Raw genomic sequence first — 13,878 nt, forward strand, 5'->3', positions numbered from 1 at the left:
GTAATAGCATGAAGAAAAAAATCCTGTTCATATTCGGTACCCGGCCCGAAGCCATTAAGATGGCCCCGTTGGTAAAAGCCTTTCAGCAAGAAAATGATTGGTGCGAACCCTTGGTGTGTTTGACAGCACAACACCGTCAGATGCTGGATCAGGTGATTGATTTTTTTGGCCTGCCTGTGCATGCCGACCTGAACATGATGAAGCCGAATCAAACACTGTTTCATATTACTGCCGATGCATTGCTGGGCTTGGAAAAAGTGTTGGATGACATGCAGCCAGATTTGGTGATTGTACAGGGAGATACCACCACTGCCTTTACCGGGGCGCTGGCAGCTTTCTATAAAAAAATTCCGGTAGCACATCTGGAAGCCGGCTTACGGAGTGGTAATCATTACTCGCCGTTTCCGGAAGAGATCAACAGAAAACTCATTGGACAAATTGCAGATTGGCATTTTGCACCCACGCCATTGGCGGTGGAAAATTTGCAACACAAGGATATTCACGGACAGGTATTGCTGACAGGCAACACCGTGATTGATGCTCTACTCATGGGCTTGGAAAAAGTGAAGGATGACAAGGCATTGGCAGCACGTTTTTCCTTTATTGATGCCAGCAAAAAAATGATCTTGGTGACGGGTCACCGACGTGAAAGCTTTGGGCAGGCGTTTGAAGATATCTGTCGTTCATTGTTACAACTGGTAGAAGAAAATGAGGAGGTGCAAATGGTATATCCTGTACATCTCAATCCCAATGTTCGGGAGCCGGTTTTCCGTTTCTTGGGCAATCATCCTCGCATTCATTTGATAGACCCGGTTGATTATCCGGCCATGATTTGGTTGATGCATGCCAGCTATTTGATATTAACGGACTCTGGAGGTGTGCAGGAAGAAGCCCCAACCTTAGGTAAACCTGTATTGGTAATGCGGGAAGTAACGGAGCGTACTGAGGGCATTGCTGCCGGCACCGCAAAATTGGTGGGTACCAATCCGGATGTAATTTTAAGCGAAGCCAGAAAACTATTGCATGACCATGAAGCTTACGCTGCCATGGCCAACGCTGTAAATCCTTATGGTGATGGCACTACTTCGCAAACCATTGTTCAGTATGTAAAAGCCCAATTGGCATGAGCAATCCGGCGTTGATTTCTATAGTACTACCTACTTACAATGGATCCAGGTATTTGGCTACTTCCATTGAAAGCTGCATGGCACAGTCCTATCCGCATTGGGAGCTCATTATCATCAACGATTGTTCTACAGACAATACCTTGGAGATAGCCAATGCTTTTGCCGAAAAAGATCAGCGCATTAGGGTGGAAAGCAACGAGCAAAACCTGAAGTTGCCCATGTCGCTGAACAAGGGGTTCGGTTTGGCCAATGGTGAATATTTCACCTGGACATCCGATGATAATTATTACAACAAAGATGCATTGGCAGTAATGCTGGAAACATTGCAACAGCAGCCAGCTGCAACCCTGGTGTATGCCGATGAAACCCTGATAGATGATGATGGAAAAGTAACTGGCATATGGCAAATGGGTGATGTGAACCAACAGGTGGCCACATGGAAAGGATGCGGCGGTTGCTTCTTGTACAAACGCAACATGCAACAAGTGCTGAAGGGCTACGATCCTGCCATGTTCATGATTGAAGATTACGATTTCTTCCTGCGTGGATTTGTGCAGTTTCAATATTGCTATTTGCAGCGGGCCGATTTGTATTATTACCGGTTTCACCCGGCCTCACTTACCGGGCGGTTCATGCCTTATGTAGCGGTATTGCAAAAGCTGGTGATTGAAAAACAACTGGATGCACTCTCAAAGAAAATACAGCCCGATGATTATGCTTTACTATTGCGCAAACTGAGTGTGCATTACATGGTCAACAAAGGCCATGCTGTGAAGTATGCGCATTACATGCAACTGCTGCGTAAGGTTTCATTTCGTCAATGGCTGATGACTTTATTGTACGTGCCGGTAAAAGGCCTTATGCGTTTTGCATTGCAAATGGTGAAGACTGTTCAGCTGTTTTTTACTCAATTATTCGGTTAATCTTTACGAATTGCAGCCCGCTTTATCCATCATATTAGTCAACTACCACTCTGGTGCATTCATGTACAATTGTGTGCAAAGCATTGTGCAGGAAACTGCAGGGGTGGAGTATGAAATCATATTGATTGACAATAGCCCGCAAGATGGTGCAGCCAATGGGTTGCTTCAATCATTTCCGCAGATTAGATACCAGGCATTACCAGCCAACGAAGGATTTGCCAGAGCCAACAATGCAGGCATTGCTATGGCCAAGAGCGAAACAGTATTGTTGTTGAATACCGATACCATCATTCGGCAAAATGCCATTGGTGTTTGCTTCGAAAGATTGCAACAAAAAGATGAATTGATTGCTGCTGGTGTGCAACTTGAATATGCAGATGGGAGCCCACAGGTCAGCGGGAGTTTTAACCTGACAGGAGGGCTTAATTTTTTAATGGCCATTCCTTATTTCGGCCGGGTGCTGCGTTGGCTCTCCATGCAAATTGGGGTAAAGAAACCCAGCATAGCAGAAGCCGTTTCTGATACTGAAGTAGACTGGATTAGCGGCGCCTTTTTAATGGTAAAAAGGTCTGCTATTCTCCAGGCAGGACCACTTGATCCAGACTTTTTTTTGTACCATGAAGAAAGCGAGTGGTGTGGCCGATTGCAGCAGTACGGAAAACTATGTTTGTATGGCGATTTGCGGGTGACACATTTGGAAGGTGCTTCTGCTAATACTGCTTTCCAGTCAAAGACAAATGCCTACAGCAACCTGTCTGATAGAAAAGGTTTTCAATTGCTGTTGTCCATGATGGTACGCATCAGAAAACAGTTTGGGTTGCACTGGTTTCTATTGCATCTCAGCATTCATTTATTGGCAAGTATTATGGGGGTACCCATTGCTTTTTTACATTCTTTTTTGGGAGGATTTAATCAGCTCAAACAAACATGGGGCTACACAAAAAATGTATGGCGCTTATTGCCTTTTGTGATAACCATCATTCAAAAGCAACCTTTCTTTTATAAAGTGTTGTAGTCAATCAACAACATAAAAAAAGGCTGGATGCTAATGGTAACATCCAGCCTTTTTGTTGCGTTCATGTATTTATGATTCGCTTCTTTTTCTAAAATACTGCATGTACAAACCGAGCAATAACAGCACTAAAACAATAGCAGAAGTAATGGTGGTGATGCTTGATCCCATTTTATAACTCTCCGGCTCAAACTTCAATTCCAGTTTTTGTGTACCGGCGGGCAGGGCTACACCGCGGAGAACGTAGTTCGTTTTTACAATGGGTACTTGTTTGCCATCGGCATAAGCATTCCAGCCACGGCTGTAATAAATTTCGCTGAGCACGGCAAACTGTGGCTTGCCGGCAGTGTTCACTGCATAGCTGATGTCGTTGTTGCGGTATTGCTGCAACTTGATGCTGGCTGTGCTATCCCATTGTGGCAATGCGGCAATTTGCGTTTTGAATGTGTCTTGCACCGCCACGCTGTCTTTCAGGTTGCTGCCTTTGAGGGCATTCATTTCTGCAGCAGCATCTTTTACAAAATCGATATGTTTGGCCAACCAGGCAGCACCAAAAGCATACGGGTTTTGTTGTACTTCGGGGCCTTGCTGACCGGGCACAATAAAGTATTTCGTATCGAGCATACTCAGCACCTGCATGTTGGGACTGCCGCTGCTCAATTGGTATTCAATCAGGTCTTGGTAAATGCTCAGCTTGGCCGGGTGATACCCACCAATAGAACGCACAAACGCTGAAGTCAATGCATCATTAAACACATCGCCGGTTACATTAAACACCCTGAAATGTGGATCAGGATCTTGTTTAATTTGTGTGAGCACCTGATTGAGTGCCGGATTGCTGGATGCCACAAATTGCATGGCTTCTGTGTTGTCGGCTTCTTCAAAGTTGGCATCGTTTAAGTAACGGCGACCAATGGCCAGCAAATCAAATGAACTCAACAAGAGTAATCCTGCCATAGCAATGCGCAGGTTGAGTTTGTTTTTTACAAAAGCAAACAACAACAGGAATCCGGCACCTGCAAAAGCGAGGCTGCGTAAGAAATCGTTCATGAAGAGTTCCTTGCGGTCTTCGCCGGCAGCATTGATGATGGCTTTGGCGGGTTCGGCAATTTGCGGAGCACTCTTGGTGATGGTCGACATCATTTCCTGCTCAGTGCCAGAACGGAAGCTGGCGGTGAAATAGTACAACAACGCCAGCACCAATACGCCACCGGTAAATATGCCCGCCATGCGAACGGTTTTCCATTTGGCAGCAGCATCTTCATTGCCAAACAAAATGGCTTGCAAACCAATCATACCTATCATGGCAAACAACAATTGCGGTACCACCAGTATCATGGCTGGTGCCCGAAACTTGTTGTACATGGGCAAGTAGTTGAACAGGAATGTGTTGAAGCCTTCGAAGTTGCTGCCCCATGCCATGAGTATTGAAAGTACCACAGCGGCCAGTGCCCACCAGCGGTGCTCATTGTTTTTGATGAGCATGCCCAAGGCAAACAACAAACATATAATGGCACCGAGATACACGGGGCCTGACGTAAAAGGTTGATCGCCCCAGTAAGCGGTACCAAAGCGGCTCAATTGTTGTGCCGTTTGTTGGTCGAGCTGGCCCGACTGAAACGCACCCATCAACGCTTCATAAAATTTAGAGTCTTCGCCCAGCGATTCGCTGGCACCACCATTTACGTTGGGCACCAACAAACTTAGCGTTTCGGGCTTGCCATAACTCCAGCGAAAAGCGTACTCAGCATCGAGACCTGAAGAAGCGGCGGCTTTTCCATCGGCCTTAGCTACGGGCAACAGGTTGGCCTTGCCACCACGCATACTTTCTTTACTATAATCGTAAGTGGTAAATAAGTTGACAGCGCTGGTGAGAGCACCAATGCCTGCAGCTGCCAGTGCAATGCTGCCAGCAATAAACATGTGCTTGTATTCACCTGCTTTTATCCAACGAATGACATAAGCGATGGTCATAAACAGCACCACAATCATCATGTAAAAAATGATTTGCAGGTGGTTGTTTACAATGAGGGCTGCGGTAAATGCTGCCGTAAGTGCACCGCCTGCCCAATACTTTTTATTGTATAGTAAAATGAGTGCTCCCAACAGTGCCGGCATCAGCGCCATGGTGATCATTTTGGTATGATGACCAACAGCAATAATGATAGGATCGTAGCTGCAAAATGCAAAGCCAATACTGCCGAGTATTCCTATCCAAGGATTGATGCGCAACACCTGGCTCAGGAAGTAAAAACACACACAGGCCAAAAAGAAATAACTGAATGGCTCGGGCAGGTACAGCGACATGGCTTTGATGATGTGTGCCGGAACGTAGGCATTGCTGGGGAAAGCAATATTGTACGTAGGCATGCCACCAAACAGACTATTGGTCCACAGCGGGAAGACGCCGTTTGCGTCTCTATAATTAAAGGCATCCTGCGCCATGCCTTTCCACTGCGTAAGGTCATGTTGTGCCACGGCTTTGCCTTCGAGGGCTGGCTTGCAATACAGCAGGGTTACTACCAGAAAAATACCGATGGCCAGCAAGTGTGGCAACCATTTTTTGAAATCAATCTTCACCATTTGTTTGTGTATTTAGCACCCGCTGCGGCGGGGCGAGGCAAATTAATAGTATTTTGCCTGCTTTGGCTAATCCACTTTGCTATGAACGGACAGCTGCAAAAAGTACTCATCATCCTCAATACTTGCTTTTGGCTCACGGTGTCGTTTGCCCTGTGGCAACATAGCGGGGGCTTTCCGCAGCAGCTGGTGAGCACGGTAATTGTGTTGGGGGTATTGTCGGTGTTGGCCAACGGTTATTTCTGGGCGCAGTTTTGGTGGAAAAGGAAAAGCCGCCGCACACCGAACAATTGGTTGTTTTTGGCATTTATAGGGCTGTCTTCACTAGCTCAATTGTACCTCCTCATTTTTACCCGCTCATGATACAAGACATCATTCGCAACAAAGCCACCCGGCTCTTCATCATTCTTGGTGGTTTCTTTATTGCCAATGCATTGATAGCTGAATTTATCGGCGTCAAAATCTTTTCATTGGAAAAAACCCTTGGCATGGAGCCCATGAGTTTACGCTTGTTCGGTTCCGACTTTTCTTTCAACCTCACAGCGGGTGTATTGCTTTGGCCGGTGGTATTCATCATGACCGATATCATCAATGAATATTACGGGCAAAAAGGAGTGAAATTTTTGAGTTACCTCACAGCAGGTTTGATTTCGTTTGCTTTTCTCTTGTTCTTTTTTGCTATCAGGCTCACCCCTGCCGATTGGTGGGTAGGCAGCAAAGCCAATGCAGGTGTAAATGATATGCAGGCAGCATATGGCGCAGTATTCGGGCAAGGTTTGTGGATTATCATTGGTTCACTCACCGCCTTTTTGATTGGACAAATTTTGGATGTGCTGGTCTTTCACAAAATCAAAAGCATCACAGGTGAAAAAGCCATTTGGGCCAGGGCAACGGGCAGTACATTAGTGAGCCAACTCATTGACAGTTTTGTGGTGCTGGGCATTGCGTTTTATGTTGGCCCCACGTTAGATCCATCCAACGGCACACCTTGGACATTGAGCATGTTACTCAGCATAGGCACGGGCAACTACATCTACAAATTTGTAGTAGCCATTGTAATGACGCCGGTGATTTACGCCGTACATGCAGCCATTGAAAAATACCTCGGCCACGATTTGGCAGCGCAAATGAAACGTGCTGCTATGCAGCGGTAGGGGCTATTTTGATGCACATATCTTTTTCATAACGAGTTTGTATAAGGTAGGCTCCCTTATTTTGCAGAAAAATTCAAGCACAGTGAATATCAGAATCACTTTATTGGCACTCAGCCTTATATTCTTGAGTGCCTGCAAAATCTTACAGGTAAATGAAACGAAGACAATTGCCAATACCCCTTCGCTCGGTGTAGAGTGGGATTTTACAGGAAAAATTAATCCGGAGTTGCAACCTCAGGTAGATAGTGTGGTGCGCAAAGCCATCGATGATTTCAATGCTAAAAATGGTCAGCTGAAGTTGCACCTCAAGGGTAAAAAAGACAAAGACTTTATTTCGCTGGATTTTACTAGAGTGAGAAAGGTTTCTGCCGGGGGCAAAGCCGCGGGTTATGCAGTTACAACCATCGGGTTGATTGGAGCACCTGTTGCAATGATTGCTGCAGAAGCAGGAGTGGTGATAGCCTTTTGGTATTGGCCCGAGCACGAAGTAACCAGCAGTGCCGACTTGTCGCCCAATATGTCTGCCGAAAAGTATAGCCGCGGTTTAGTAGGCTCACGGGCAGGGGCTTTATTTGCACGCAATTCCCGCCAAATACCCAAAATGCTCAACCGCTATTATCTCAATCTTATGAGGGCATTCAGCATCATCGAAGCCCAACTTATTCAGCATGGGAAAGCACAACCAGCAGGCAAATAAGCCAGGAATTTTTTATCCAAATAAATCCGAACTCAGATAGCGGTCGCCGCGGTCGCAGGCAATAAATACGATGACACCGCTTTCCAGTTCGCTGGCCAGTTGTATGGCTGCAAATGCAGCACCGCCACTACTCATGCCCGAAAAGATGGCTTCTTCTTTGGCCAGTCTTCTCGCCATCAGCGTTGCATCTTGCTGGCTCACATCAATAATGCGGTCCACCCGTGATGGATCATAAATTTTAGGCAGGTATTCCACAGGCCAGCGGCGTATGCCGGGTATCGAAGATTCTTCGGTGGGCTGGCATCCTACAATTTGTATCGCAGGGTTCATTTCTTTCAAAAACATGGAAGTGCCCATGATGGTACCCGTGGTGCCCATGCTACTCACAAAGTGTGTTACGGCACCATCTGTATCCCTTAAAATTTCAGGGCCTGTGGTTTTATAGTGGGCCAAATAATTATCGGGGTTGGCAAACTGATTCAAAATAAAATGCGAACCACTCGCTGCTTTTGCTTCTGCATAGTCACGGCATTTTTCAATGCCTTCCAGCAGCGTTACTTTCGCCCCAAATGCCTCCATGGTCAGCGTCCGTTCCTTGGTGCTGTTGCTGGGCATTACCAATTCAATTTCCAAATTGTACAAGCGGGCTATCATGGCCAATGCAATGCCCGTGTTGCCGCTGGTGGCTTCAATCAACGGCATGCCGGGTCGAATATCGCCCCGCTCCACGGCACTGCGAATCATATTGAGTGCCGGCCGGTCTTTTACGCTGCCGCCAGGGTTGTGGCCTTCCAGTTTTGCGTAAATAGATACGTTGGGGTTGGGGTTGATGTGCTGCAATTTTACCAGGGGGGTATTGCCTACCAAATCGAGAATGCTTGTCATGAGGTTGTTTTTAGTGCTACTAAAAAAATCAGCATGCCTTGGGCAGCTGCCGTTGCAAATAGCAAATTATTCGGCAGCAACCATCCTGCAATCGGAAAAATTGCAGTAATCGTCTTGAAAAATGGCCATCCTTTTACACAATGCCATTTGGCAGGGTATAAAAGCGACGTTAAGGGTCTTTTTTGCCATGCCTGTTTCCCTACCTTTACCGCCCCTCAAAAAAGGCTGACAGTTTGGCTCATTTTCCAACCGAAGCATGATTTTTGGGCAACAGCATTTCAACCATAACCAACACATTGCCTCAGGCACTAATTCGATTATATGTTAGGATTCTTATCGAAAATTTTTGGCGGTAGTAAAAGTGAAAAAGACGTCAAGCAAATTGAACCGCTGGTAGCCAAAATCAACCAGTTTTTCCAGCAATATCAGTCGCTCAGCAACGATGAACTGCGCCACAACACGCAGCTTTTTCGTGCCCGTATTAAAGCCAAACTGGAAAACATCAACGCCGAAATAGCGGCCCAAAAAGAAGCAGCCGAGGCATTGCCTACTGACCAATTGTCGGAGAAAGATGGCATTTACCGCCAGATAGACGAACTGATAAAAGACCGCGACAAGCAAATAGAAGAAGTGCTGCAAGAGATACTGCCCGAAGCATTCGCTACTATTAAAGAAGCAGCCCGCAGGTTTAAAGAAAACACCACGCTGGTATCCAAAGCTACCGAACTCGACCGTCAACTGGCGGGCCGTGGTAAGCAATACATTACCATAGAAGGAGAGAACGCCGTTTTCCAAAATACCTGGACTGCCGCCGGTGGAACCGTTACCTGGAACATGGTGCACTACGATGTGCAGCTGATTGGTGGTATTGTACTGCACCAGGGCAAGATTGCAGAAATGGCCACCGGCGAAGGTAAAACGCTGGTGAGTACCCTGCCTTCCTACCTCAACGCATTGGCCGGCGAAGGCGTACACCTCGTAACGGTGAACGACTATCTGGCCCGTCGTGACTCGGAGTGGAACGGCCCAGTATTTGAGTGGCTGGGTATTACTGTGGATTGCATCGACAAGCACCAGCCCAACAGCGAAGAACGCCGCAATGCCTACCTCGCCGATATTACCTATGGTACCAACAACGAATTTGGTTTCGACTACCTGCGGGATAACATGGTGCACAGCCCCGAAGAAATGGTGCAGCGCAAACACCATTTTGCCATGGTGGATGAGGTGGACAGCGTATTGATTGACGATGCCCGTACACCACTCATCATCAGCGGCCCTGTACCAAAAGGCGATGAACAACAATACCATTTACTGAAACCACGGGTGGCGCAGCTGGTAGAAGAGCAGCGCAAGGTGGTGAACAGCAGCCTTATTGAAGCCAAAAAGAAAATAGCCGAAGGCAACGACGACCCCAAAGACGGTGGATTGGCGCTGATGCGGGCCTACCGTGGTTTGCCCAAAACCGGAGCTCTTATTAAGTTTTTGAGTGAGCCCGGCATCAAGGTAAAACTGCAGAAAACCGAGAACTACTACCTCGCCGATCAGCAAAAGGAAATGCCCAAGGTGGACCAGGGATTGTTCTTTTACATCGATGAAAAAAACAATCAGGTAGACCTTACAGATAAAGGCTTGCAATACATCACCGGTAATGCAGAAGACCCCGAATTTTTTGTACTGCCCGACCTGAGTGTGAAGCTGGCAGCCATTGAAAAAGCCGATGCTACCCCCGAAGAAAAAATGCAGCAAAAAGAAGTGCTGCTGAATGAATATTCTGCCAAAGCCGACCGCATTCATACTGTACAGCAATTGCTGAAAGCATATACCCTGTTTGAAAAAGATGTGGAGTATGTGGTGATGGATGGTGCCGTAAAAATTGTAGACGAACAAACAGGCCGTATCCTCGATGGCCGCCGCTACAGCGATGGCTTGCACCAAGCCATTGAAGCCAAGGAAAATGTGAAGATTGAAGCCGCTACACAAACCTATGCAACCATAACACTGCAAAACTATTTCCGGATGTACCACAAGCTGGCCGGTATGACCGGTACAGCGGAAACGGAAGCCGGTGAATTCTGGGACATTTACAAACTGGATGTGGTAACCATTCCTACCAACGTAAATGTGATTCGGAAAGATCAAGAAGATTTGGTGTACAAAACCAAGCGGGAAAAATTCAATGCGGTAATTGAAGAAATTGAAAAGCTTCGTGCTGCAGGTCGCCCCGTGCTGGTTGGTACTACCGATGTAGCAGTGAGTGAATTGCTTAGCCGGATGCTCACAGTAAAAAAGATTCCGCACAATGTGCTCAACGCCAAGCAGCATGCCCGTGAAGCACAAATTGTAGCCGAAGCAGGTATGCCGGGCAACGTTACCATTGCTACCAACATGGCCGGCCGTGGTACCGATATCAAACTCGGACCTGGTGTAAAAGATGCCGGAGGTTTGGCCATCTTGGGTACCGAACGCCACGATAGCCGCCGGGTAGACCGCCAGTTGCGTGGTCGTGCCGGTCGTCAGGGCGACCCCGGTTCATCGCAGTTTTTTGTAAGCCTCGAAGATGATTTGATGCGGATGTTTGGTAGCGATCGTATTGCTTCGCTCATGGACCGTATGGGCTACAAAGAAGGTGAAGTCATACAGCACAGCATGATTACCAAGAGCATCGAACGTGCTCAGAAAAAAGTAGAAGAAAACAACTTTGGTATCCGTAAGCGTTTGCTGGAATACGATGATGTGATGAACAAACAGCGGAAGGTGATTTATGCCCGCCGTCATCACGCCCTGTTTGGCGAACGCCTGGCGTTGGATATCGACAACGCATTTTTTACCGCTGCTTCCGATACCGTAACAGGCTTCAAAGAGCAAAACGATTATGAAGGCTTTAAATTAGGCGCCATCGTCAATCTGTCTATCGATACCAAAATTTCGGAGCAGGAGTTTGACAAAGACAACGAGAAAGACCTTGCGCAAAAGTTGTACGATGAGGCGATGCAAAACTATCAGCGTAAAAAAGGTGAGATAGCTCGTCAGGCATTGCCGGTATTTAGCAATATTCGTCAGCAGCAGGGTGCTCATATCATGAATGTCATTGTACCATTTACCGATGGTCGCAAAGGCATGCAGGTATTGGCCAACCTCGATAAAACCCTGCAAACACAAGGTGCTGAGCTGGCCAATGCTATGGAACGCAGCGTAGCCCTTGGTTTGATAGATGATTCGTGGAAAGAGCACCTACGTGCCATGGACGACCTGAAGCAAAGCGTACAAACCGCCAGCTACGAACAAAAAGATCCGTTGGTGATTTATAAAATTGAAGCCTTCAATTTGTTTAGCCGCATGGAAAGCGAACTCAACAAAGAGTTGGTACAATTCCTTTGCCATGCAGGTATACCGCTGGAGCAGCAGCAAGACATCCGCGAAGGCCGCGAAGAAAAAACAGACCTGAGCAAACTGCGGGAGCAAAAAACCGAACTTGATAGCCGCGGTGTTGAGGAAATTGGCGGCGATGAGTACCACGATCCCAGTGGCCATGCGGTAAAACAGCAGCCTGTGCAAGTGGGTCCAAAAATTGGTCGCAACGATCCATGCCCATGTGGTAGTGGCAAAAAATACAAACAGTGCCACGGTAGAGATTTATAATCTTCGACTGAAGCAACACAAGAGCCGCTTGCAATACTTGCAGGCGGCTTTTTTATGGTCAAATGGTTAAATGGTCATTTATCGGTTGGTGAATGGGCAAAAGCGCAAAGGCGAACAAAGAATACTTAACTCCTTTGCATAATTCGAGTCCTTCGCTTAATTCGTGTAATTCGTGTTACCTATTTTCGCAGCATGCTGAGCAAGCTACATATCCGCAATTATGCCATTATAGATGAGCTGACGATTGAATTTCAACCGGGATTCAACATCATTACGGGTGAAACCGGTGCCGGTAAAAGTATTTTGATGGGTGCCCTTGGTTTGGTGCTGGGCGACCGTGCCGATAGCGCCGTTTTGTTTACCACCACAGAAAAATGTGTGGTTGAAGCCAGCTTTCAACCTACAGATAAAGCTGCCATGCTGGCTTTGTTGCAAGCCAACGATTTGGATGAAGACAATCAACTGGTGGTACGCCGCGAAATAAGTACGGCCGGCAAAAGCAGAAGTTTTATTAATGATACGCCGGTAACGTTGCAGGTGCTGCGCCAGTTTGCTGGTATATTGGTCGATTTGCATCGTCAGTTTGATACACTCGAATTGGGTGAAGACGATTTTCAACGCAAAGTGATTGATGCACTGGCGGGCACTGCCACGCTACTGCAACAGTATCAGCGACACTACCAGTTATTTGCACAAGCCCAAAGTACGTTGCAGCAACTACAAGCCCGGCAACAGCAGGTGAGTAAAGAACTCGACTATCACCGCTTCCTGTTTACAGAACTGGAAGAAGCCGCTTTTTCTCCGAATGAGATAGAAGAGGCCGAAACAGAAATACAAGTACTGTCGAATGCGGAAAGCATCAAGCAGGTGCTGGCTTCGGCAGCCTTTACCATGCAAAATGGCGATGCGCCGGTAACCGTACAGGTAAAAACGGTGGTGCAACAATTGCAGCAATTGAAAACCCGTCCTGAAGGGTTGGATGCCTTGCAAGAGCGGCTGCAATCGGCCCTGGTAGAACTGAAAGACATAGCGGCAGAGTTGGAAAGCATGGAAGAAAACGTGCAGATGGATGCAGAACGGCTGGCGCATTTGTCGGACCGGATAAACATGGGCAACAAACTGCTGAAAAAACACAACGTACTTACTACAAATGAGTTGCTGGCCATTCAGCAGGAGCTGGATGCATCGCTGCAGGCCGTTACCAATTTGAGTGAGCAAATTGAGCAATGGCAACAAGCACAGGATGCGGCATTGCAATTGGTACGCAAAACAGGAAAAGAGCTTACCGCTTTGCGGAGCAAGGCTTTGGCCAACTTTGAAACAGCAATAAAAGCTTTGCTGCAACAAGTAGGCATGCCCAATGCAGCGCTAAAAGTAAAATTAGAACCATTGGCTACTCCGGCACTGCATGGCTTGGATGCCATTCAGTTTTTGTTTGATGCCAACAAAAGCGGTCGTTTTGAACCGCTGGAAAAAGTAGCGAGTGGCGGCGAACTTAGCCGACTGATGCTGAGCATAAAAAGTTTGGTAGCAGGTGGCTTAAATATGCCTACGTTAATCTTCGATGAAATTGACTCAGGCATTAGTGGGGAGGCTGCACGACAAGTCGGTATCATCATGCAATCATTGGCGCAAAAGCACCAGCTGATTGCTATTACCCACCAGCCTCAAATTGCAGCCCGTGCCGGTGCGCATTACTTTGTGTACAAGCAAGAAAAAAACAACGCTATTAAAACAGGGGTAAGAGTGCTGAGCACAGATGAACGGATTCAAACCATTGCACACATGCTGAGTGGCAATGAGCATACCGAAGCTTCTGCCAAAATAGCCCGTGAAATGCTGGGCGCTTTGTAAGCAA

11 protein-coding genes are annotated in these 13,878 nt (G+C 47.1%); 9 read left to right on the plus strand and 2 right to left on the minus strand.

Annotated elements, in window-relative coordinates:
• Window positions 1-8 precede the first annotated feature (8 nt).
• From wecB to V7Q13_RS00325, 3 genes are read left to right on the plus strand one after another with little or no spacing between them, the layout of a single operon-like run.
• Complete coding sequence (gene wecB, locus V7Q13_RS00315; RefSeq protein WP_333798687.1) at window positions 9-1,127, plus strand: non-hydrolyzing UDP-N-acetylglucosamine 2-epimerase; 1,119 nt, start codon at window positions 9-11, stop codon at window positions 1,125-1,127.
• Window positions 1,124-2,050 (plus strand): glycosyltransferase family 2 protein, encoded by a 927-nt coding sequence (locus V7Q13_RS00320; protein ID WP_333798688.1) that lies wholly within the window; start codon window positions 1,124-1,126, stop codon window positions 2,048-2,050. The genes wecB and V7Q13_RS00320 overlap by 4 nt, the downstream gene beginning before the upstream one ends.
• A gap of 10 nt (window positions 2,051-2,060) precedes the next feature.
• Complete coding sequence (locus V7Q13_RS00325; RefSeq protein ID WP_333798689.1) at window positions 2,061-3,065, plus strand: glycosyltransferase family 2 protein; 1,005 nt, start codon at window positions 2,061-2,063, stop codon at window positions 3,063-3,065.
• A gap of 69 nt (window positions 3,066-3,134) precedes the next feature.
• Here the strand turns inward: V7Q13_RS00325 and V7Q13_RS00330 are convergent, their stop codons facing one another.
• Window positions 3,135-5,645, minus strand: a complete 2,511-nt coding sequence (locus V7Q13_RS00330) for a YfhO family protein (protein WP_333798690.1) — start codon at window positions 5,643-5,645, stop codon at window positions 3,135-3,137.
• A gap of 81 nt (window positions 5,646-5,726) precedes the next feature.
• On the opposite strand from V7Q13_RS00330, the gene V7Q13_RS00335 reads away from it, so the two are divergent.
• The 3 genes from V7Q13_RS00335 (at window position 5,727) to V7Q13_RS00345 (ending at window position 7,493) form a co-directional block, all read left to right on the plus strand.
• The gene (locus tag V7Q13_RS00335; protein WP_333798691.1) at window positions 5,727-6,005 is read left to right on the plus strand and encodes a hypothetical protein; all 279 of its coding nucleotides are present in this window, start codon (window positions 5,727-5,729) and stop codon (window positions 6,003-6,005) included.
• The gene (locus V7Q13_RS00340) at window positions 6,002-6,796 is read left to right on the plus strand and encodes a queuosine precursor transporter (RefSeq protein ID WP_333798692.1); all 795 of its coding nucleotides are present in this window, start codon (window positions 6,002-6,004) and stop codon (window positions 6,794-6,796) included. The genes V7Q13_RS00335 and V7Q13_RS00340 overlap by 4 nt, the downstream gene beginning before the upstream one ends.
• 82 nt (window positions 6,797-6,878) lie before the next feature.
• Entirely contained in the window at window positions 6,879-7,493 is a 615-nt protein-coding gene (locus V7Q13_RS00345; protein WP_333798693.1) for a hypothetical protein, read from the plus strand.
• A 12-nt stretch (window positions 7,494-7,505) separates the two neighbouring features.
• Here V7Q13_RS00345 and cysM read toward each other — a convergent pair whose 3' ends face one another.
• The gene (gene cysM / locus V7Q13_RS00350) at window positions 7,506-8,378 is read right to left on the minus strand and encodes a cysteine synthase CysM (RefSeq protein WP_333798694.1); all 873 of its coding nucleotides are present in this window, start codon (window positions 8,376-8,378) and stop codon (window positions 7,506-7,508) included.
• Window positions 8,379-8,411: 33 nt separating this feature from the next.
• Between cysM and V7Q13_RS00355 the strand changes: the two genes are divergently transcribed.
• The 3 genes from V7Q13_RS00355 (at window position 8,412) to recN (ending at window position 13,874) form a co-directional block, all read left to right on the plus strand.
• Entirely contained in the window at window positions 8,412-8,666 is a 255-nt protein-coding gene (locus V7Q13_RS00355) for a hypothetical protein (RefSeq protein WP_333798695.1), read from the plus strand.
• Between the two features lie 33 nt (window positions 8,667-8,699).
• The gene (secA, locus tag V7Q13_RS00360; RefSeq protein ID WP_333798696.1) at window positions 8,700-12,020 is read left to right on the plus strand and encodes a preprotein translocase subunit SecA; all 3,321 of its coding nucleotides are present in this window, start codon (window positions 8,700-8,702) and stop codon (window positions 12,018-12,020) included.
• 192 nt (window positions 12,021-12,212) lie between these two features.
• Window positions 12,213-13,874, plus strand: coding sequence for a DNA repair protein RecN (recN, locus tag V7Q13_RS00365; RefSeq protein WP_333798697.1), 1,662 nt, complete (start codon window positions 12,213-12,215; stop codon window positions 13,872-13,874).
• Window positions 13,875-13,878 lie beyond the last annotated feature (4 nt).

The organism is Phnomibacter sp., assembly GCF_036803085.1.
Classification (GTDB): Bacteria; Bacteroidota; Bacteroidia; order Chitinophagales; family Chitinophagaceae; genus Phnomibacter.

Excerpts from the sequence above, each read along its gene's own strand:
- wecB (WP_333798687.1), top strand. The coding sequence starts at position 9 with ATGAAGAAAAAAATCCTGTTCATATTCGGTACCCGGCCCGAAGCCATT.
- V7Q13_RS00320 (WP_333798688.1), top strand. The coding sequence starts at position 1,124 with ATGAGCAATCCGGCGTTGATTTCTATAGTACTACCTACTTACAATGGA.
- V7Q13_RS00330 (WP_333798690.1), bottom strand. The coding sequence starts at position 5,645 with ATGGTGAAGATTGATTTCAAAAAATGGTTGCCACACTTGCTGGCCATC.
- V7Q13_RS00335 (WP_333798691.1), top strand. The coding sequence starts at position 5,727 with ATGAACGGACAGCTGCAAAAAGTACTCATCATCCTCAATACTTGCTTT.
- V7Q13_RS00340 (WP_333798692.1), top strand. The coding sequence starts at position 6,002 with ATGATACAAGACATCATTCGCAACAAAGCCACCCGGCTCTTCATCATT.
- cysM (WP_333798694.1), bottom strand. The coding sequence starts at position 8,378 with ATGACAAGCATTCTCGATTTGGTAGGCAATACCCCCCTGGTAAAATTG.
- V7Q13_RS00355 (WP_333798695.1), top strand. The coding sequence starts at position 8,412 with ATGCCTTGGGCAGCTGCCGTTGCAAATAGCAAATTATTCGGCAGCAAC.
- secA (WP_333798696.1), top strand. The coding sequence starts at position 8,700 with ATGTTAGGATTCTTATCGAAAATTTTTGGCGGTAGTAAAAGTGAAAAA.
- recN (WP_333798697.1), top strand. The coding sequence starts at position 12,213 with ATGCTGAGCAAGCTACATATCCGCAATTATGCCATTATAGATGAGCTG.